Origin of the sequence: Agrococcus casei LMG 22410, assembly GCF_900163565.1 — a bacterium.
In the GTDB taxonomy this organism is placed as follows: domain Bacteria; phylum Actinomycetota; class Actinomycetes; order Actinomycetales; family Microbacteriaceae; genus Agrococcus; species Agrococcus casei.
This window is the reverse complement of sequence record NZ_FUHU01000028.1, coordinates 66986-87939: the sequence shown is the minus strand read 5'-3', so window position 1 is coordinate 87939 and position 20954 is coordinate 66986. Positions and strand designations below refer to the sequence as shown.

The 20954-nt window shown below is 65.8% G+C and carries 16 protein-coding genes and 1 tRNA gene; 10 read left to right on the top strand and 7 right to left on the bottom strand.

Annotation, left to right across the window (positions count from 1 at the left end):
- Window positions 1-16 precede the first annotated feature (16 nt).
- Both nudC and CZ674_RS07300 read left to right on the top strand, forming a co-directional pair.
- A complete protein-coding gene (nudC, locus tag CZ674_RS07305; RefSeq protein ID WP_086991867.1) occupies window positions 17-889 on the top strand; it encodes an NAD(+) diphosphatase in 873 nt (290 codons plus the stop codon).
- Window positions 886-2637: an ATP-dependent helicase gene (locus tag CZ674_RS07300; protein WP_086991866.1), complete on the top strand. Its 1752-nt coding sequence runs from the start codon at window positions 886-888 to the stop codon at window positions 2635-2637. Before nudC ends, CZ674_RS07300 begins: the two co-directional genes overlap by 4 nt.
- 688 nt (window positions 2638-3325) lie before the next feature.
- On the opposite strand, the gene CZ674_RS07295 is transcribed toward CZ674_RS07300, so the two are convergent.
- Window positions 3326-4672: a zinc-dependent metalloprotease gene (locus tag CZ674_RS07295; RefSeq protein WP_086991865.1), complete on the bottom strand. Its 1347-nt coding sequence runs from the start codon at window positions 4670-4672 to the stop codon at window positions 3326-3328.
- Between the two features lie 99 nt (window positions 4673-4771).
- Here CZ674_RS07295 and CZ674_RS07290 point away from each other — a divergent pair, with 99 nt between their 5' ends.
- The 3 genes from CZ674_RS07290 to CZ674_RS07280 all read left to right on the top strand — a co-directional run bounded on the left by CZ674_RS07290 (window position 4772) and on the right by CZ674_RS07280 (window position 8999).
- Window positions 4772-5836: a YlbL family protein gene (locus CZ674_RS07290; protein WP_086991864.1), complete on the top strand. Its 1065-nt coding sequence runs from the start codon at window positions 4772-4774 to the stop codon at window positions 5834-5836.
- A 53-nt stretch (window positions 5837-5889) separates the two neighbouring features.
- A complete protein-coding gene (locus CZ674_RS07285; protein ID WP_234988487.1) occupies window positions 5890-8862 on the top strand; it encodes a UPF0182 family membrane protein in 2973 nt (990 codons plus the stop codon).
- Window positions 8863-8922: 60 nt separating this feature from the next.
- Window positions 8923-8999: transfer RNA gene (locus CZ674_RS07280), tRNA-Met, on the top strand.
- Window positions 9000-9051: 52 nt separating this feature from the next.
- Here the strand turns inward: CZ674_RS07280 and CZ674_RS07275 are convergent.
- The 4 genes from CZ674_RS07275 to CZ674_RS07260 are packed head-to-tail and all read right to left on the bottom strand — an operon-like array spanning window position 9052 to window position 12051.
- The gene (locus CZ674_RS07275; protein ID WP_086991863.1) at window positions 9052-9660 is read right to left on the bottom strand and encodes a DUF4333 domain-containing protein; all 609 of its coding nucleotides are present in this window, start codon (window positions 9658-9660) and stop codon (window positions 9052-9054) included.
- 9 nt (window positions 9661-9669) lie between these two features.
- On the bottom strand, window positions 9670-10614 hold the full coding sequence (locus tag CZ674_RS07270) for a hypothetical protein (RefSeq protein ID WP_143244674.1): 945 nt from the start codon (window positions 10612-10614) through the stop codon (window positions 9670-9672).
- Window positions 10611-11699 (bottom strand): trypsin-like serine peptidase, encoded by a 1089-nt coding sequence (locus tag CZ674_RS07265; RefSeq protein WP_086991861.1) that lies wholly within the window; start codon window positions 11697-11699, stop codon window positions 10611-10613. Before CZ674_RS07265 ends, CZ674_RS07270 begins: the two co-directional genes overlap by 4 nt.
- 40 nt (window positions 11700-11739) lie before the next feature.
- Complete coding sequence (locus tag CZ674_RS07260; protein ID WP_086991860.1) at window positions 11740-12051, bottom strand: thiamine-binding protein; 312 nt, start codon at window positions 12049-12051, stop codon at window positions 11740-11742.
- A gap of 37 nt (window positions 12052-12088) precedes the next feature.
- Between CZ674_RS07260 and CZ674_RS07255 the strand changes: the two genes are divergently transcribed.
- The 4 genes from CZ674_RS07255 (at window position 12089) to rpsO (ending at window position 16150) form a co-directional block, all read left to right on the top strand.
- Window positions 12089-12892 carry a nitrilase-related carbon-nitrogen hydrolase gene (locus tag CZ674_RS07255; protein ID WP_159456926.1) on the top strand — a complete coding sequence of 268 codons (804 nt, stop codon included), beginning with the start codon at window positions 12089-12091 and terminating at the stop codon, window positions 12890-12892.
- A gap of 42 nt (window positions 12893-12934) precedes the next feature.
- Window positions 12935-14419, top strand: a complete 1485-nt coding sequence (locus CZ674_RS07250) for an aspartate ammonia-lyase (protein WP_086991858.1) — start codon at window positions 12935-12937, stop codon at window positions 14417-14419.
- Window positions 14420-14472: 53 nt separating this feature from the next.
- A complete protein-coding gene (locus tag CZ674_RS07245; RefSeq protein ID WP_086991857.1) occupies window positions 14473-15750 on the top strand; it encodes a PrsW family intramembrane metalloprotease in 1278 nt (425 codons plus the stop codon).
- Window positions 15751-15880: 130 nt separating this feature from the next.
- Complete coding sequence (gene rpsO / locus CZ674_RS07240) at window positions 15881-16150, top strand: 30S ribosomal protein S15 (protein WP_086991856.1); 270 nt, start codon at window positions 15881-15883, stop codon at window positions 16148-16150.
- 63 nt (window positions 16151-16213) lie between these two features.
- Here rpsO and CZ674_RS07235 read toward each other — a convergent pair whose 3' ends face one another.
- Together CZ674_RS07235 and CZ674_RS07230 are read right to left on the bottom strand one after the other, a co-directional pair.
- On the bottom strand, window positions 16214-17248 hold the full coding sequence (locus tag CZ674_RS07235; RefSeq protein WP_086991855.1) for a hypothetical protein: 1035 nt from the start codon (window positions 17246-17248) through the stop codon (window positions 16214-16216).
- 119 nt (window positions 17249-17367) lie between these two features.
- Window positions 17368-18477 (bottom strand): hypothetical protein, encoded by a 1110-nt coding sequence (locus CZ674_RS07230; protein WP_086991854.1) that lies wholly within the window; start codon window positions 18475-18477, stop codon window positions 17368-17370.
- Between the two features lie 256 nt (window positions 18478-18733).
- On the opposite strand from CZ674_RS07230, the gene CZ674_RS07225 reads away from it, so the two are divergent.
- On the top strand, window positions 18734-20953 hold the full coding sequence (locus CZ674_RS07225) for a polyribonucleotide nucleotidyltransferase (protein ID WP_086991853.1): 2220 nt from the start codon (window positions 18734-18736) through the stop codon (window positions 20951-20953).
- Window position 20954 lies beyond the last annotated feature (1 nt).

The window sequence follows — 20954 nt, the reverse complement described above, 5'->3', positions numbered from 1 at the left end:
GCGAAGAGGAGGGCACATGCCGTTCGGAAGCCTCTCGCGAAGAGGGCTCGACAACGCAGAGGGAGCAGCCGATGCGATGCTCCACGCAGCGATGCTCGACCCGCAGCGTCATGTGATCGCCGTCGGCGGCGGCGCACGCCTCGCAGTCGATGGCGGACGCCTCGCGGACGTGCGCGACGCTGACCTCGCCGAACACGTGCTCGTATGGCTCGGAGTCGACGAGCGCAGCGAGCACTGGGTGGCCGCCATCGGCTTCGACGGTGATGAGCCCGGCTTCGAATGGTCTGAGGCGCGTGAGCTCGCAGTGACGCTGAGCTCCGACGAGGCAGCCATTGCCGTGCAGGCCCTGGCACTCGCAACGTGGCACCGCGACCACAGCTTCTCGCCGGTCGACGGTTCGCCGACCCGTGTCGTGCATGCGGGCTGGACACGAGAGGACTCGTCGGGTCGACAGCATTTTCCGAGAACAGACCCGGCGGTCATCGTCGCTGTCCTCGACAGGAGCGGAGACCGGCTGCTGCTCGCGAACAACAGCGCCTGGCCCGAGCGGCGCTACTCGCTGGTGGCAGGATTCGTCGACCCGGGGGAGTCCCTCGAGTCGGCGGTCGCCCGTGAGGCGCTCGAAGAGGTCGGCCTGAAGCTGACCGCAATCGAGTACGTCTCGTCGCAGCCGTGGCCGTACCCCCGTTCGCTGATGGTGGGATTCTCGGCTGTCGCCGAGCGCGCCGAAGACCTCGAGCCCGACGGCATTGAGATTCGGGATGCGCGCTGGCTCACGCGAGACGACATTCGCAATGGAGTCGTGGATCTTCCCGGCCGCGGGTCGATTGCGAGGACGATCATCGAGCGCTGGCTGGACGGCGACCTGAGCGCGGTCTCGCAGCGATGACGGACGCAGCTGTCGGGGGTTCCGAGGTTCCGGGGGCAGACGACATCCTCTCGAGGCTCGACGAGCAGCAGCAGCGCGCTGCGACGGCGCTGACGGGGCCGGTCTGCATTCTCGCCGGTGCCGGAACCGGCAAGACCCGAACCATCACGCACCGACTGGCCTACGGAGTCGCTACCGGTGCGATCGACCCCCAGAGGGTGATGGCGCTCACGTTCACGACGAAGGCCGCGGGTGAGATGCGCGCGAGGCTGCTGGCCCTCGGAGCCGGCGGCGTGCACACGAGAACGTTCCACGCCGCGGCGCTGTCGCAGCTGGGGTACTTCTGGCCCCGCGTGCTCGGCACTCGCGTCGCCGAGATCCTGCCGGGCAAGGTGTCGACCGTCGCCGACGCTGCCGCCCAGCTGCAGATGAGACTCGACACACCGACGCTCCGCGACGTCGCCGGCGAGATCGAATGGCGCAAGGCCCGGTCGCTCACGATCGAGGGCTACGCAGAGGCAGCCAAGCATCGCGGGATGCCGGGTGGCCTCGGCATCGATGCGGTCGTCGACCTGCACCTCGCCTACGAGCGGATGAAGGATGACCGCCGCCAGCTCGACTTCGAGGACGTGCTGCTTGCGACCGCCGGCATGCTCTCGCGTGAGCCGGGCGTGCTGCAGCAGGTTCGCGACCAGTACCGTTACTTCACCGTCGACGAGTATCAGGATGTCTCGCCGGTGCAGGCCCAGCTGCTCGAACTGTGGCTCGGGCAGCGACGAGACGTCTGCGTTGTGGGCGATCCGAACCAGACGATCTACTCGTTTGCGGGCGCAGACCCGACGAGCCTCTCGAAGTTCAGAAGCGACTACCAGGACGCCCGGGTGATCGAGCTCACGCAGAGCTACCGCTCGCAGGCGAATGTGGTGCATGCCGCGAACAGCCTGGCGCGTGCCGGTGTGCAGGGATCGATGAGCCTCGAGCTCGAGCCCATGCGCAAGGACGGCGAGGCGCTGCGCATCCTGACAGCCGCGACCGACGCCGCTGAGGCGCAGGCCATTGCGCAGAGCGTGCGCGAGCTCATCGACCGCGGCGCCTCTGCCGCCGAGATCGCAGTGCTGGTGAGATTCCATGCGCAGTCGCCGCCCATCGAGCGTGCCATTCGCGATCAGGGAGTCGCAGTCCGATCCGACAGCGGCAAGTTCTTCTCGCTGCCCCTCGTTCGCCGGCTCACGACGGTCATCCGCACCAGCGACGACGGCCGCCCCCTGTTCCAGCAGGTGGTCGATCTGGCACACGAGGCCGGATGGTCGTCCAAGGAGCCAGAGGCCCACGGCGCCGAACGGGCAGAGTGGGCGGCGGGGCAGAGCCTCGTGCGCATGGCAGAAGAGGCAGCCGCCGGCACCACCATGCGGCAGTTCTCGCAGCAGCTTGATGCGCTCGCGGCCTCTGACAGCGATCCGAAGACGAATGCGGTCACGATCGCGACCATGCATGCGGCAAAGGGCCTCGAATGGGATCACGTGATCGTCGCCGGCCTCAGTGAGGGCCTCATGCCCATCTCCTACGCCCGCACCGACGCCGAGATCGACGAGGAGCGACGGCTGCTCTATGTGGCGGTCACGCGTGCTCGCGAGTCGATCACGCTGACTCGCTCAGAGGCATCGGGGCACAGTCGGAGGGCTCCTTCGAGGTTCCTCCGATCGCTGGCAGCTCCGACAGCTCGAACCGGCAGGCGCACTCCGGGTCAGGCTCCACGCGACACCAGCTGACCGAGCCGTCCTCGCGGTGCAGCACGGCTTCTTCGCCTGGCTGCATGCTGCCGTCCCGCAGCCTGCGCAGGACCTCGGCCGCGCATCCGACCACGAGTGCCTCCTCCAGCGCGTCGAGTCGCACTGCGAGCGCACTCTCCTCGGGGAGGGGAAGCGGATGCGGGGGTGACGGATGCGCGCACTTCCAGCACGCAGACGCCGGCGGGTCCCACAGCGGCCCGACGGTGACCGTCTGGTCGCCGACCACCACAGGCAGGCACGTGCGCTCAGTCGCGAGATAGCGCTGCCACATGCGTTCGCTGACTCTCCAGTCGCAGACGGGCATGAGCACGGTCGCGGGATCCGAGCCGCTGGAGACCCGCGCGCCGCGCACGAGCGCACGCACGGCGTCTGCAAGCGACGACTCCCCGGAGACACGAACGCGAGGCATGGTTCGCTCGCCCGTCTCGAGTAGCGGCCCGAGGGCCAGCAGGAGCTCGGCCGCGCGGCGTCGGCCGACGGCGCGCGTCAGGGCGGCCTTGGAGGTGCCCTCGCGCATGGCGTTGATGGCGCGGGCTTCGTCGTCGCTCACCGCGAGTTCGACTGCCGGCGGTTCGACGCCGACGCGAAGCGTCGTGGGGGAGGTCCAGGTTATGGGCAGTCGCTGCTTGAGTCTGAGCATGCAGGCATTGTGCACTGCCCAGAAGGGCTACTCCGACTTATCCACAGGGCCGTCGCCCTCTTCTTCGTCGAACAGCTGCGCGAGCGCGATGTCCATCTCGTCTGGCTCGACTCGCTCGCCCTTGAGGCTTGCGATGATTCGACTGGGGTCGTCGATGTCGTCAGCGGTCGGCACCAGGTCGAAGTGCGCCCACAGGGAGTCGCGCTTCTCGCTGCCGACGGCATCCGTCACCTTCTGCCAGAACTCGCTGGCCTCGCGCAGCCGACGGGGGCGAAGCTCGAGGCCGACGAGGGTGGAGAACGCCTTCTCGGCCGGCCCGCCGGTCGCGCGTCGGCGACGAATCGCCTCGGCGATCGACTGTGCGCTCGGCAGGCGAGACGCGGCACTGGCTGTGACGCAGTCGACCCAGCCCTCGACGAGCGCGAGGGTGGTCTCGAGCGAGGCGAGCGCCTGCTCCTGCTCTTCTGAGCGAGGAGGGATGAGCGAGCCGTTGCGCAGGAGCTCCTGCAGCTGCTCGGGGTTCGAGGGGTCGACTTCGGAAGCAAGGTCTTCGATCGCGCGGACATCGACGTGGATGCCCTCCGCATAGCTGCGGATGCCGCTGAGCACCTGCAGCCGCAGCCACTTCGCGTGCTGGAAGAGGCGTGCATGGGCGAACTCGCGAAGCGCCAGCCAGATGCGCACCTGGTCGACGGGCACCTCGAGGCCGTCGGTCAGCTTCGGCAGGTTCGCCGGGATGACTGCTGCACGGTCGTCGAGCAGCGGGAATCCCACGTCGCCGCCTGCGAGCACCTCACCGGCGAGCTGACCGACGACCTGGCCCAGCTGCACGGCGAAGAGCGTGCCGCCGACGTTGCGCAGGAGACGGCCGGCACCGGCGATCATCTCTGACTCGGACTCGGGCGTCGCCTCGCCCATGGCCTGGGTGAGCGCGTCGGCGATGCTCGTCGCGACCGGCGCCGCGATCTCCTGCCACACGGGCATGGTCGCCTGCGCCCACTGTTGGCGTGAGAGCAGCTCCATCTCGCCGATCGAGCCGACTTCGGTCTGCTCGTCGAGCCAGAGGGCAGCGAGATTCGCAGCCTGCTTCGTGGCGTCGCGCTCGTCGCTGCTGACAGCGCCGGGGTTCTGCGAGATGACTCGCTCAGCCTGCTTCATGCCTGCCGACCAGTCGATCTCGTCGCTCGGGTTCGACAGGGCCGACTGCAGGTGCTGCATGAGACCCGCGATGCTCTGCGAATCGGCGCCGGAGACGCCCGCCGCATTCGCGAGGGCGCTGAAGTCCATCTCGCCGTCGCCGCTCAGCATGCGCTGGATCATCTCGCGCAGCTCTTCTGCCGGATCTCTGTCGCGGTCACTCTCGCCGTCGTTCATGGCACTACGATATCTGTGGAGACAGTGAACGCGCCCCATTTCAGGGCGCCACGCCATCCGCCAGCCGCGAACAGCGGCCACCGACCTCCAGGGAGAAGGATGTTCCGCCGCCGCGCTTCGCTCAAGAGCACCGTCGGCACGGGGGCCTCGCTCACCGCCCTGGTCGCGGTCGTCGCCATGGCATTTCTTCCGTCGCCCTTCATCGCGCAGCTGCCAGGGCCCACGTTCGACACGCTGGGCGAGAGCGAAGACGGCCCGATCATCCAGGTGCACGACGTCGAGACCTATGAGGCCGATGGCGAGCTTCGCCTGCTCACCGTCTCGACACGCGGCAATCCCGAGCAGCCGCTGAACTGGGCCGAAGCGGCCACGGCCTACTTCACGCCGGGCCAGATCGTGATTCCGATGGAGTCCGTCTACGGAAGCATCACGGTCGAAGAGCGCAACCAGCAGTCGGCTGCGGCCATGACCGACTCCCAGCAGACGGCAGTGGCGGCTGCGCTCGTGCACCAGGGACACGACGTCGAAGTCACTGTCACCGCGGTCGGGGTCGTGCCCGACTCGCCGGCTGAGGGCATCATTCTCGAAGGCGATCGACTCGTGACGATCGAGGGGGAGCGCATCTGGGACGCTCACTCGATCCGCGAAGCCACAGCGGCAGTCGACGGTGCCGTCGACATCGTGATCGAACGCGACGGCGAGCGCAAGACGGTGTCTGTGACGCCAGAGGAGACACAGGGCATCAAGCTGATCGGCGTGCAGGCAATGGCCGAGTACGTCTTCCCGTTCGAGGTCGACATCGATCTGCCGAACGTCGGCGGCCCTTCCGCGGGCACGATGTTCGCACTCGGGATCATCGACACCCTCACTCCGGGAAGCATGACCGGCGGCGTTGCATGGGCCGGCACCGGAACCATCACCGCAGAGGGCGCGGTGGGCGGCATCGGAGGAGTGGTGCAGAAGATGCACGGCGCACTCGACGACGGAGCCAGCTGGATGCTGGTGCCGCAGGACAACTGCGGTGAGGTCGTCGGAAATGTTCCGGATGGGCTGCACGTTGTTCCGGTGTCGACACTCGACGAGGCCGTGGCCGCGATTGAGCAGGTTGCCGCGGCCGACGGAGCCCCCGAGGCCGCGGCAGCGCTGCCGTCCTGCGGCGGATAGAATCAAACAGGCGGCGGATGCCGCGACGAGCATGATGAGCTGGAGAGAAGTACGTGACGAGTTCCGCTGAGAAGAGACCCGACGCAGCTGCCCCCCGCAAGCGATCACCACTGGTGCTGACGCTGTTCGTGGTGATCGCGGTGGCAGTCGCGTTCTACTACTTCACTGGCTTCTACACCGACTACCTCTGGTTCGACCAGCTCGGCTTCGCCAATGTGCTGCAGGTGCGCTGGATCTCGATTGCGGTGATGTTCGCCATCGGCTTCGTGGCCATGGCCGTGCCGCTGTTGGCTGTCATGCAGGTGGCGTTCCGGACGCGACCGATGTACGCGCAGCTCTCCAGCCAGCTGGATCGCTACCAGGAGCTCATCGAGCCGCTCCGCAAGCTCGGCATGGTCGCCATTCCTGCTGTGTTCGGCCTCTTCGCCGGAGCAGCGGCAGCCAGCCGCTGGGAGACGGCTCAGCTCTGGCTGAACCGACAGGACTTCGCTGGCTCTGATCCGCAGTTCGGCCTCAACATCGGCTTCTTCGTCTTTGAGGTGCCGTTCTACCAGCAGGTGCTCGGGTTCGCTCAGCTCGTGCTGTTCGCCTGCTTCGCTGCGACCATCGCCATCGCCTACCTCTACGGCTCGCTGCGCATCAGCGGACGTGACTTCCGTGTCGCGAGGGCGACACGCATCATGCTTGCGGTCATCGCGGCGCTGTTCATGCTCGCACTGGCAGCCAACATCTGGCTCAACCAGTACGCGGCGCTCTCGCAGCAGGGCAGCGGAACAGTGCGGTCCGGTGCAGGCTTCGCCGCTGTCAACGCGACGATTCCCGGCATCCAGATCATGGCGGTGTCGGCGGTCCTCGTCGCGATTGCGTTTGTCGTCACCGCGATCATCGGACGCTGGCGCATCTCGATCATTGGAACATCCGTGCTGGTCGTGCTGTCGCTTGTGGTCGGCATCGCCTACCCCGCGATCATCCAGCGCTTCCAGGTCGACCCCAGCGCGATCACGCTCGAGGCCGACTACATCGAGCGCAACATCCAGGCGACGCGCGATGCCTACGGCGTCTCTGACGTGAACGTCGAGCCGACGAACACGCAGACCGAGACCGAAGCCGGGCAGCTCGCCGAAGACGCCCAGACGACCGCCAACCTGCGCATCATGGACCCGGCACTCGTGTCCGGCGCCTTCCAGAACCTGCAGTCGTTCCGTCAGTACTACTCGTTCCCTGAGCAGCTCAACGTCGACCGCTACGAGATCGACGGAGAGATCGTCGACACCGTCATCGCCGTTCGCGAGCTCAACGTCGACCAGCTCGGCAACGAAGAGTCGTGGATCAACCAGCACACGGTCTACACCCACGGATACGGCGTCGTCGCCGCCTACGGAAACCAGCGCGGTCCTGAGGGCCAGCCGGTGTTCATGCAGGGCGGAGTCCCGACTTCCGGCGATCTGGGCGAGTACGAGCCTCGCATCTACTTCGGCCAGTCGACTCCCGAGTACTCGATCGTCGGCGCTCCCGAAGGAGACGGCGACCGCGAGCTCGACTACCCCCGCAGCGAGGAGGAGGGGGCTGGCAACGCCACGACGACCTTCTCCGGCGACGGCGGACCGAGCCTCGGAGGCCTGTTCAACCGCCTCGCGTACGCGCTGCAGTTCCAGAGTGAGCAGATCCTGCTCTCGGATGCGGTGAACGAGGAGTCGCAGATCCTGTACAACCGCGATCCCGTGGATCGCGTGCAGGCAGTCGCTCCGTACCTCACGGTTGATCAGACCGCCTACCCGGCAGTCGTCGACGGCAAGGTCGTATGGATCGTCGACGGATTCACGACTACGAACGCGTACCCGTACTCGTCGCAGATCAACATGTCGGCCGCAATCGCCGACACGACGAACCCGAATCCGTCGAACGGGCCGATCGAAGGCATCAACTACATCCGCAACTCGGTCAAGGCCGTGGTCGACGCCTACGACGGCAGCGTGACGCTGTACGCCTGGGACACAGAAGACCCGATGCTGAAGGCGTGGACGAGCATCTACCCCGCCAGCGTGACGCCGGTGGAGGAGATGAGCGCCGACCTGCTCTCGCACGTTCGGTACCCGCAGGACCTCTTCAAGGTCCAGCGCTTCATCCTGGGCGAGTACCACGTGACGAACCCGGGAACGTTCTACTCGGGCGACGACCAGTGGCGCACCCCGGGCGAGCCGACGTGGAGCAGCGACAACCCGGCGCCCTATCAGCCCCCGTACTACCTGACGATGTCGGTTGGTGAGTCTGATCCGGCGTTCACGCTGTACTCGACGTACATTCCGTCGGGAGCTGATGCGCCCAACGTGCTCTACGGCTATCTGTCGGTCAACGCAGATGCGGGCTCGACTGCCGGCGAGGTGAGCGAGTCGTACGGCCAGCTCACGCTGCAGCAGCTGCCGAAGGACCAGTCTGTTCCGGGCCCCGGCCAGATGCAGAACAACTTCAACACCGACAACGCGATCTCGGTTGAGCTGAACATCCTCGAACGGGGTGCGACCGAGGTCATGAGAGGCAACCTGCTCACGGTGCCTGTCGGCGGCGGACTGCTCTACGTCCAGCCGGTGTACCTGCGCTCGACCGGTTCGACCTCGTTCCCTGTGCTTCGCAAGATCCTGGTGGCATTCGGTGACGAGATCGCATTCGCCGACACACTCGACGAAGCGCTCGACATCCTGTTCGAGGGTGACTCGGGTGCGGTCGCCGGTGACGAAGGCCAGAACACCGATTCGGATGAGACCGGAGGCGACGGCACCGAAGGCGACGGAACCGAGGGTGACGGCACCGAGTCTGAGGAGCAGCAGTCGCTGCAGCAGCAGCTCGACCAAGCGCTCGCAGACGCGAAGGCAGCCATCGACGAGCGCACGGCGGCGTACGCCGAGAACGACCTCGTGGCTGCGGCTGAAGCCGATGCGAAGCTGCAGACCGCGCTCGAGGAGGCCATTGTGATCAGTGACCGGATCGCAGAGGCGAACGGCGAATCGCCTCCTGAAGACGGTCAGTAGGGGCGGCTGCCGAGCGGATTTGCCCCCGGTCAGGCGTCATGCTAATGTTGACTCTTGCAACGCGGGGTGGAGCAGTTCGGTAGCTCGCCGGGCTCATAACCCGGAGGTCGTAGGTTCAAATCCTGCCCCCGCAACCAAGTGAAAACCAGAAGAGGCGCCCCGCGGGGCGCCTCTTCTGGTTTCTGCGCGCTATTGCTCGTCCGCTGGCGAGCCGATGAGCAGCTGGCCGTCGTCAGATCCGACGGTCACGGGCACAGACTGCGTCGAGTCGTTGAGCACGTAGGTGCATTCGAATGAGGTTCCCTGCTCGGGCTTGACCTCTGCGGGGCACGAGACCTCTGAGACTTCGGCGAGGCCGTAGTCTTCGCCGAGCACCTGCTCGACCTGTGCCTCGACGGCGGCCTGGTCGAAGTACTGGTTGGTCTGCATGAACCAGCCGAGTGCCATGCCGAGGGGCACAGCGATCACAGCCACTGCTCCACCGGTGATGAGCGCGGCTGCCAGTGCGCGGCGGCTCTTCTTCGGCTTCTGCTGCGGCTCTGGCGACGGCTGCTGCATCGCAGGAGGCGGCGTTGCCGGCCCGTAGAAGCCCTGAGGCGAGGGAGCGTGTGTCGGGGGAGCCGCTGATGGCGGCGCTGCTGACGGCGGCGCGTACCGGCGCTCAGGCGCACTGGCCGGCGGTGCCGAAGGAGGCGGGCTGGCGAATCCCGGCCTCGGCTGAGGTGCCCCTGGCGGGGGACCGAAACGGCTGCCGTAGCGAGGATCATGGCCGGATCCGTAGGGAGGCTGCTGTGTCATGTGGATCTCCTAGTACTCGCCGAGGCGAACGGCCTGAATGTCATCCCAGAAGGCATCGATCTCAGCCTGGTCGGTGAGCTCGAAGGTGTAGTCGTCGTCGAGCGAGTTCACAGCGACCGAGACCTCTTCGGGGTCGGCGGTTCCGGTCACCTCGTACCCGATCTGCAGCTCAAGCGTGAGATCGCTGTCGGGTGAGGTGATCGTGCCGTTGACCTCGGCCTTCACCACGACGCCGTCCCTGTCGAACCAGATCTTCGCCGGAATCAGCTGCGTGAGGGTCTCGTCGGTGACGAGCTCAGCCAGGGAGCCCGAGAACGTGAACATGTTCGACTCCGTCATCGCGCTGAGCGAGACGGCGGTCGTGAGCAACAGCGAGCCGTCGCCGTTTCGCTGCACGTGGTTCGGCATCCTCTCGGATGACTCGTCGTCGAACAGCTGCTCCGAGGTGAAGTTCCACGACCTCAGGATCTGGCACGCGTAGTTGGGCGCACTCAGCTGGCACACGCTGCGGGGGCTGTTCTCGAGGTCGAGGTCGGCGCCGGGCAGCACGCCCCAGGGCTTGATGTCGAGCGCTTCTGTGTACTCGTCGCCGAAGAGGTAGTAGATCCTGTCGCTGCCGGCCTCGTGGTACGAGTCGATCGACAGCCCGGTCGTCTCGTTTGCCTCCCGCTCGAGGTACGAGCCGTCGACGTAGCTCGTCGTGTGCTGCACGTGCAGGGTCGAGCCGTCGCTGGCGACACCGTGCTTGTAGCCGACTGCCACGTAGTTGGTCTGCAGGCCGAGGCCTTCGATGAGGTCTTCATTCACCAGCTGCTCAGTGGCCGACTGGTGGTAGCCCAGCACGTCGTCGTGCACCCCGACGCCTTGCGGCTCGACCGCGGATGCGCATCCTGTCATTGCAACGACGACTGCAGTCAGCAGACCGGCCAGTCGCAAGTCTCGCTTTGCTCTCAACTTCCCCAGCCTCCTGCTTCGACATACAGCTGCTGCGCCTGCTCGCCGAGGACGGCAGACTCCGTGTGGTGCACGGCGTCCTGGTCGCCGTCTTCGAAATAGACGAGCGAGTTCACCGCCACGAGGTACCCGGACGAGCGCTCGCTGTCGTAGTACGCGAACACGCCGCCGCCTGACATGCCCGGCGTCATGTTGCAGGGCCAGTAGTAGCCGCCGAAGCGACCGTGCTCGAAGCCTGTCGTGGAGCAGAAGAACCGCTTCGACCCGTCGAACTGGCCGGCAGCGGGGTAGCCGGTGCTTATCAGCGTCTTGGTCGGCACACCGAAGGCGATGCCCATGGCGCCGGTGACCTCCTGGATGGGGGAGCCGTCCTGCTCCTCCATCACGAGGAACCCGAAGTCGTACGTCCAGCCGTCGCCCTCGATGTCGGTATTGCTCTTCTTCACGCCGTCGATGAACGTCGAGGGCACGACCATGTCGACAGCGCTCCATGCGCCGTGCGGCTGATCGCGTCCGTTGTCGTAGTCGTCCGGCACGAAGAGCGCGTTCTTCGCGAGCTCGCCGGTCTCGGTGTCGACCAGGCAGTGGGCCGCGGTCGCGACGACGCTGCCCGTTCGTGAATTGACGACGGTTGCGCTGCAGACGAAGTTGAACTGGTCGCCGAATGCGATGTACAGGCGTCCGGTCGCGTTCTTCGCCAGGCCGTCGGGCTCGAACTCCTGGGCTGTCGCGACGTCGCCCGGCCCGTTGCCGTTCTCGCCGATCTCCATGCCGTCGGTCGGCTCGATGTACGCGCCGGTGGGCCTGTCAGCCGACTGCTCGCCGATCGCGCCGTCAGGAGAGGTGTAGTTGAAGGTGTCGGCGTTGTTGAAGATGGTCGGATCCGACCAGTACTCATGCGTGTCCTCGGGGCTCATCTCGAAGGACTCGCGAAAGGTCACCTCTTCTGTCGTGACCAGGTCGGGGACGGGCGCATACTCGCCAGTGGGGGCGCCCTGCGGCGACGGCGCCGAGCACCCCGCCAGAAGCGCCGAGAGAGCAACCACAGCTGCGAGCGCCGAGGTGCGCTTTCGATCATGAGCCATGCCCAGATGGTAGGCCGTGGGGTTGAGTGTCTTCTGAAGATCAGTCGGTGCGGCGAGCGTCCACTGCCGACTCGAGTCGATCGAGCTTTGCCTCCATCTCGCCCGTGGCTCCCGGGCGGATGTCTGCCTTGATCACGAGCGACGCGCGCGGGCTCGCTTCGAGCACGGCGTCAGTCGCGCGCTTGATGATGTCGAACACCTCATCCCATTCGCCCTCGATGGTGGTGAACATCGCATCGGTGCGATGGGGGAGTCCGGATGCGCGAACCACTTCGACAGCCGCGGCGACTGCGTTGTGGACGTGGCCGCCGGGCTGCGACACGGACGGGGCTACTGAGAAGGCTGCAAGCATGAGGCCAGTCAAACATGCGCCCCATTACCATTGCCACATGGACTATCGCCTCGACGTCGCCATGGTGCAGTGGCAGCCGCAAGAGAACCCCGCTGACAACACTGCGAGGGTCTATGACCTCGCAAGAACCGCATCCGACGCCGATCTGATCGTGTTCCCGGAGTACTCGCAGCACCTGAGCGAGCGCCTGGACGTCACGGCGGCCGATGCTGCCGAGGCCGTCGACGGGCAGTTCGTCACGGCGCTGCGCGAGATGTCGGCTGAGACTGAGGCGACGGTCATCGCGGGCATGCTCGAGCGCGACGGCGACCGCGTCTTCAACACGCTCGTCGCCTGCACTGCTGGCGCAGTCGCAGCGACCTACCGCAAGGTGCATCTCTACGACTCGTTCGGCGGAGGCGAATCCGACTGGGCCAGCGCGGGCAGCGCAGAGCAGGCTGCGGTCATCGACGTCGCCGGAGCGCCGATCGGTCTGCAGACCTGCTACGACCTCAGGTTCCCCGAGACGACCCGCAGGCTCGTCGACCGCGGCGCCGAGACCATCGTGATTCCTGCCGACTGGGTGCCCGGATCACTCAAGGAGCAGCAGTGGCTCACGCTCGCATCAGCGCGCGCAATCGAGAACACCTCGTATGTTCTTGCCGTCGACGTCGCGCCGCCCCTCGGCGTGGGGCACACGACGGCCTTCGACCCTCGCGGAGTCGCCATCGCCGCCGCCGGAGACGCGCCCGAAGCCATCGTGAGAACCCAACTGTCGTCTGGTGAGGTGGCCCGCGTCCGCAGCGCGAATCCGTCGGTGAGCCTGAGGCGCTACGAAGTGTCTCCGAAGGCGTTAGCCTAGTACCGCATGATCCCTTCCGCAGAGAGGCAATGAGGCCAGAAAATGACCGATATTCCTGACTACAAGCTCGACCCCGCACGCATCGGCGAGCACGAGGTGACGGGTCCGACCCGCATCGAGCGCGACTCGCTCGGCGAGCTTGCAGTGCCGGAGGATGCCTACTACGGAATCCACACGCAGCGAGCGCTTGAGAACTTCCCGATCACAGGACGCTCGATCTCGGTCTACGGTGACCTTGTTCGTGCCCTGGCGATGGTGAAGCAGGCTTGCGCACGATCCAACAATGAGATCGGTTCGCTGCCCGCCGACAAGGCAGAGCTCATCGACAAGGCCGCTGCGCGCATCATCGACGGCGAGTTCCACGACCAGTTCAAGGTCGGCGTGATCCAGGGCGGTGCCGGAACGAGCACCAACATGAACACGAACGAGGTCATCGCCAACGTGTGCCTCGAGATGCTCGGGCACGAGAAGGGCGACTACAAGCACTTCCACCCCATCGACGACGTGAACCGCTCGCAGTCGACCAACGACACCTACCCGACTTCGATCAAGGTCGCGATGGCCTTCACGGTGCGTCGTCTCCACGACGAGCTCGAGCAGCTGATCGGCTCGTTCGAAGCGAAGTCGAAGGAGTTCTCCGACGTCCTCAAGGTCGGCCGCACGCAGATGCAGGACGCAGTGCCGATGACCGTCGGACAGGAGATGGGCGGATGGGCGAACACCCTTCGGGAGGAGCTCCAGCGTTTCGAGCAGATCATCCCGGCGCTCAGCGAGGTCAACCTCGGCGCGACCGCGATCGGCACCGGCATCACCGCTGACCCCCGCTATGCAGCGGCGGCAGCCCGCCACCTGTCCGAGATCACAGGCCTCCCGATCGTCACGGCGACCGACCTCATCGAGGCCACGAGCGACACCGGCGTATTCATGCGCCTCTCGGCAGCGCTCAAGCGCTTCGCAGCCAAGCTCTCGAAGATCTGCAACGACCTCCGTCTGCTCTCGAGCGGACCCCAGGCTGGCTTCGGCGAGCTCGCGCTCCCCGCGAAGCAGGCGGGATCGTCGATCATGCCCGGCAAAGTCAACCCCGTCATCCCCGAGGCTGTCAACCAGGTTGCGTTCGCCGTCATCGGTGCTGACGTCACCGTCACGATGGCTTCAGAGGCTGGCCAGCTGCAGCTCAACGCATTCGAGCCGGTCATCGCCCACTCCCTGCTGCAGAGCCTGCACTGGCTGACGCAGAGCTGCCTCACGCTGCGCGTGAACTGCGTCGACGGCATCGAGGTCAACCGCGAGCGTCTCAGCCAGATGGTCGGAACAAGCGTCGGTGTCGTCACCGCGCTCACCCCGTACATCGGCTACGTTGCGAGCGCTGAGCTCGCGCACAAGGCGCTCACGGGTCACCACTCGATCATCGACCTCGTCGTCGACTCGGGTCTGATGGAGCGCGCCGACGTCGAGAAGCTGCTGCAGCCCTCGCGACTGAGCTCGCCCCAGCCGGTGACGCAGAGCATCCCGATTGTTCGCGGCTGACGTTCGGGTGACATTCAGCTGATTCACCGGGCCGGGAACGTACGCTTGCAGGCATGAACGTGCAGAGCAACAACGTCACGCTCCCGGCCACCCGTCACACCGACTCCTCACGGAAGCTCAGCCTCTGGCTGACCGTTGCATTCGTGGTGGTGCTGGTGCTGCTGACGCCAGTCGTGGTGCTGTACCTCAGCGACGCCGAAGGCCAGCGGGTCTCGTATCAGGTGCTCTCGAGCATCCTGGCACTTGTCCCGCTGGCCTTCGTCGTCTGGGCGCTGCACGCGATCGACAAGTGGGAGCCCGAGCCGCTGCTCATCAAGGTCGCGACGCTGCTCTGGGGAGGCGTCGGAGCCATTCTCCTGACGCTGCTGATCGCCGAGATCGCGACAGGGCTCCTCGTCGGCGGCGGGATCATCCAGACCAAGCCTCAGCTCGAGTTCTACGGAACCGTGATCCAGGCCCCGGTTGTGGAGGAGTTCGCCAAGGCCATTCCGCTGCTGTTCATCTTCCTGTTCATGAGACGCCAGCTCGACGGGCCGATCGACGGCATGGTGATCGCTGGCCTGAGCGCCGCCGGATTCGCGTACACCGAGAACATCCAGTACTTCAGCGGGTCGTACATCGAGGCGGGCGACGCAAGCCTGATCTTCGTCGTCCGCGGCATCATGAGCCCGCTGACGCACGCGATCTTCACGGCTCTCGGATTCGGCCTGATGATGGGCCTGGTCGCTCACAAGTCGCGGATCTGGGCGCTCGTGATGTTCCCCGCGGGCTGGGCGATATCGACGTTCCTGCACGCACTCTGGAACGGAAGCTCGCTGCTGCTCGGCAACAGCTTCTTCATCTCGTACTTCATCATTCAGGTGCCCATCGCAATCGGCGCGGCCCTTCTCGTGCTCATGCTTCGCAGAAGCGAGGCGAAGCTGACTCGTGAACGCCTCCTCGACTACTCGAGGGCCGGTTGGCTCTCGCCTGAAGAGGTGCATCGGCTCTCGGGCGGGCAGGGTCGCAGTCAGCTGATGCGCTGGGCGCGACGAAACGGCGTGAAGGCCGAGATGCGACGCTACATCTACGCCGCAACGAGGCTCGCGTTCAACCGCCAGCGTGCTGTGACCGGCCGCTCGTTCCGCGAGCACCAGGGGCACGAGGCCGACTCGATCGCCCGCTTCACCGAGCTGCGGCAGTCGCTGCTGCAGCGCTCGCACGGCAACGCGCAGATGGGAGCTCCGGGAGGAGCGCTCGCATCGGTCAGCAGCCCCGCGCACTTCGGTGACGAGTACTTCACGGGTGCCGGCCGCTCCTACCCGCACCGCCACCCGCAGCAGCGCCCCTGACGCCCGCTGGCGCTGTTGGTGCCGACGGCGACTCGGTGGTAGCATTGGCAGGTTGCCGTGTATCGGCCGCGGAATCAGAGAGCAGCTGCAGACCGGCAGCTGCGCCGCGCAGCGACGGAAAGGACGCTCCATGAGCCTCACCACTGAACAGAAGCAGGAAATCGTTGCCGAGTTCGCCACCCACGAGGGTGACACCGGAAGCCCCGAGGTGCAGGTTGCGATCCTCACGCGTCGCATCAAAGACCTCACCGAGCACCTCAAGGGCCACAAGCACGACCACCACTCGCGTCGTGGCCTGCTGCTCCTCGTCGGCCAGCGCCGTCGCCTGCTGGGTTACCTCCAGTCGACCGACATCGGGCGCTACCGTGCACTGATCGAGCGCCTCGGACTCCGTCGATAAGACGAGTCAGAGACAGAAGCGGCGGATGACCTTCGGGTCATCCGCCGCTTTGCTGCTGCTGGATCAGGAGAGCAGTCGCGGGAGGAAGACGACTGCGGCGATGACCACGAAGAAGACGACGCTGACCACAGGGAAGCTGCGCTTCAGGCGCTTCCCGGAGCTGCTGACAGTGCCCCTCTCGTGGAAGGACTGGTTCGTCTGCTGGCCGTGCGCAGGCGTCGCCATCTGAGCCGCGCGGTCGTCGACGTATCTGTCTGTCCGGTCGACGATATGGGGGTGGAGCACATTCACGACCCACTCCGCGAACCGCCACGGCGCATCGTCGTGGACGTCCCAGCTGCCGGTTGTGATGATCATCAGGCGGTCGTCGATGAACTCGAGGTCGAACGTGCTCAGGTTGTCGATCAGCAGTGCCATGGTGTCTGGGGGGAGCACGTACCGGACATCCACGCCGTACCCTTGCGGCGCAAACAGGGCGAAGGACTCGTTGAAGTCGCCTTCGAGCTCGATCTGCTGGCTGCGGCTGAGACGCACGGGCAGGTTCGTGCCGAACAGTCCGTCGTTGTCCTTCGAGTCGAGCACGAGGTTCGGCATGTTGCGTGGCAGCGGAACCTCAACATAGCGCCAGTGGTGCGTCGTGCGGCTCTTGCCGGATCCTGTCGTGTAGCTGTAGCTGCCGAGCCGCACGTTGCCGTGCATCTGGAACACATTATGGTTCGTCCTCGAGCCGCCGGTGCCGAAGAGCACGCCTCGCAGCCGCTGAGGAGGCTCATTCTGGTGAAAGACGAATCCGTTGCGCTCAGCGAACTTGAGCTTCTGAATGCGCGAAGGTCCGCCCCGGAATACGCCGACGAAGAGCAGTGCGGCCAGTCCGAGGGCGACCGCTGCGATGCCGAGGAGGATCGCAGTCGGAAGGCTGCCGAACACAGTCCTGATCACCATGAGCGCCACCAGCGCGACCACGATCGGGATCATGGAAGCTCCAAGCGCAGTGAAGATCCGCGTCGCCGTCGACGACCTGTGGGCCCGATAGCGATGCTTGTCTTCTGCAGTCACCGGCGCAGTCAGCGGTGATGTGTCGATCCTGAACGGCTGCATGGCTCCTCCGTGCTCAGCATGGTTGCGCCCGGTCGGCTGATGCCGACGTCTCGGGCCTGATCAAGTCTGCCGCACACCCGCTGTGGCATTGCTGAGCCAGGGGTGCGGGCGCGGTGTCTTCAGCGGTTCAGAAACCACAGCACCGACAAGACCACGACCATGGTGATCGAGGCGACGGCGCTGAGCACGGTCTTCCAGGGGGATCGACTGAGCTTTCGCCCCGAAGGCGCCACTGATCCGGCTGAGCTCGGCGCTGCATGGGCGTTCGCCGACATGTGCTCGCCGCGCTCCCACTGCTCTCGGAATCGCTCGACTGGATCCTGGTCGTCGCCGGGTGCGGGGGCAGCCTGCGTCTCCGCCCTGCGGACGGGCTGCTGCAGGTGGTGCGCACGAGCATCCTCATAGCGGATCGTGCTCTGCCAGAAGTGCGGCCACAGCACATTCACGACCCACTCGACGAACTGCCACGTCTGCGGGTCGCCGTGCGGCCATCCGCCCTTCGTGACGATGCGCATGCGGTCGCCGAAGAACTCGACGTCGAACTGCGCGAGATTGTCGATCAGGAGGGCCATGCTGTCGGGCGGCAGCAGGTATCGCACATCGAAGTCGTAGCCCCGCGGGGCGTAGAGCGCGAAGTGCTGGTTGAAGTCTCCTTCGAGCGAGATGCGCTGGCTCTGCGCGAGCCACTGCGGCAGGTTCGTGCCGAAGAGCCCGTTGTTGCTCGTGGCATCGAGCACCAGGTGGGGCAGCATGCGGGGGAGCGGAAGCTCGATGTATCGCCAGGTGACCGTCGCATTGCTGCCGGAGGGCTCGAACTCGAAGTCCGACACCACGACGCCGCCGGGCAGGCTGAACGCGTGCTTCGTATGGCGCTTTGTTCCGCCCTCGAAGAGCACGCCCTGCATGCCGCTGCCCCCGGTCGACAGCGCATAGACGAAGCCGTGCTCTGCCGCGAACCGCCTGCTGCGGATGCCCCGCTTGTCGGGCAGCACCATGAAGACAAGGGTCGTGATCGAGACCGTAGCCGCGATGCCAGCCGCCAGCAGCCAGAGCCACAGCCGGTTGTCAGCGTGCAGGAAGAGCGATCCGAGGAGGAGCGTGAGGACGACGAACGTGATCCCGGCAACGATCCAGGCCAGCGGTGAGCTGTCGTGGCCGTACTCGCGACGGTCGTCAGCGCTGACCGGACGCGTGTACGCATCCGGGTTGATTCGCAGCTGCTCGTTCACACCGTCTCCCTCTTGTATCGGTCGTCTTGGAAAGGCTACGCACGTTTCTCGGGCGATTGCTGAGCGATTCGGTGCATCCTTGGTAGGCTCATGGCAGGCGACCGGCATCGGTCGCACCTGCGCGCGTGCGAAGCAGCTGGTCGTTGGTGGCGATTCCCGAGTCACAGACCTCGAGACTCGCCACTGATGGCCACCTCTTTGCAGCGCAGGACAGCATTCGTGCGCTTCTTGCGCACCTGCAGAGAGGAGTGACCCTATGGAGGGTCCAGAGATCACATTCGCCGAAGCCGTCATCGACAACGGCAAGTTCGGCACCCGCACCGTCCGATTCGAGACGGGCCGCCTTGCGCAGCAGGCACAGGGATCAGCCGCCGCATACCTTGACGGCGAGACCATGCTGCTGAGCGCGACAAGCGTCTCGAAGCAGCCGAAGGAGCACTTCGACTTCTTCCCGCTCACCATCGACGTCGAAGAGCGCATGTACGCTGCCGGCCAGATCCCCGGAAGCTTCTTCCGTCGCGAGGGCCGCCCCTCGACCGAGGCGATCCTTGCGTGCCGCCTGATCGACCGTCCGCTTCGTCCGTCGTTCGCCGAGGGCGTCCGCAACGAGGTTCAGGTCGTCGTGACTGTCCTCTCGATCGAGCCCAACGTGCTCTACGACGTGCTCGCGATCAACGCGGCATCGATGTCGACGCAGCTCTCGGGTCTGCCGTTCTCGGGCCCGATCGGCGGCGTCCGCATCGCGCTCGTCGAAGACCAGTGGGTCGCATTCCCCAAGCACGACCAGCTCGAGGACGCAGTCTTCAGCATGGTCGTCGCCGGTCGTCAGCTTGACGACGGCGACGTCGCGATCATGATGGTCGAAGCAGAGGCCACCGACAACGCCTGGAACCTGATCCAGTCGGGTGCGACCAAGCCGACCGAAGAGGTCGTGGCAGCCGGTCTCGAGGCTTCGAAGCCGTTCATCAGCCAGCTGATCGAGGCACAGGCCGAGGTCGCCAAGACCGCAGCCAAGGAGCAGAAGGAATTCCCGCTCTTCCCGCCGTACGGTGACGAGGCATACGCCGCAGTCGAGAGCCTCGCTCTCGAGGGTGTCAAGAAGGTCTACACGATCGCCGACAAGATCGAGCGCCAGGACGCCGACGACGAGCTCAAGGGTCAGGTCAAGGACCAGATCGCGCAGCGCGTCGAAGCAGGCGAACTCGACGAGTCTGTTCTCGGACAGGTTTCCGCTGCGTACAAGGCAGTCACGAAGCAGGTCGTTCGCGGCAACATCTTCGCTGACGGCGTGCGCATGGACGGTCGCGGTGTCGCTGACATCCGCCCGCTCGACGCCGAGGTCGCGGTTGTTCCGCGCGTGCACGGCTCAGCGATCTTCCAGCGCGGCGAGACCCAGATCATGGGTGTCACCACGCTGAACATGCTCAAGCTTGAGCAGCAGATCGACTCGCTGCACCCGGTCAAGAGCAAGCGCTACCTGCACCACTACAACTTCCCGCCCTACTCGACTGGCGAGACCGGTCGCGTCGGAAGCCCCAAGCGTCGCGAGATCGGCCACGGAGCGCTCGCAGAGCGTGCCCTGATGCCGGTGCTGCCCACGCGCGAGGAGTTCCCCTACGCAATCCGCCAGGTCTCCGAGGCACTGAGCTCGAACGGCTCGACCTCGATGGGCTCGGTCTGCGCTTCGACCCTCTCGATGCTGAACGCCGGAGTGCCGCTGCGCGCACCGGTCGCAGGCATCGCCATGGGCCTCGTCTCCGACCAGGTCGACGGCGAGACCCGTTACGCGGCTCTCACCGACATCCTCGGAGCCGAGGACGCCCTCGGCGACATGGACTTCAAGGTTGCCGGCACAAGCGAGTTCATCACCGCGATCCAGCTCGACACGAAGCTCGACGGAATCCCCGCGAGCGTCCTGGCCGGCGCACTGACGCAGGCCAAGCAGGCTCGCGCAGCGATCCTCGACGTGCTGAACTCGGCAATCGACGCACCCGACGAGATGGCTCCCACGGCGCCTCGCGTCATCAGCGTGCAGGTTCCGGTCGACAAGATCGGTGAGGTCATCGGGCCCAAGGGCAAGGTCATCAACCAGATCCAGGACGAGACCGGCGCCACCATCTCGATCGAAGACAACGGCACCGTATACATCGGCGCCGTCGACGGGCCTTCGGCAGAGGCAGCTCGTTCGGCGATCAACGCGATCGCGAACCCGCTGGTTCCCGAGGTCGGAGAGCGCTACCTCGGCACGGTCGTCAAGATCGCGTCGTTCGGTGCCTTCGTCTCGCTCACACCGGGCCGCGACGGCCTGCTGCACGTGACGGCAATGCGCCCGCTCAACGACGGCAAGCGCATCGAGAGCGTCGAAGACGTCGTCTCGGTGGGGCAGAAGATCGAGGTCCAGATCACCAAGATCGACGACCGCGGCAAGCTCTCGCTCGACCTCGTCGGCAACGACGAAGACGACGCCAAGGAGTAGC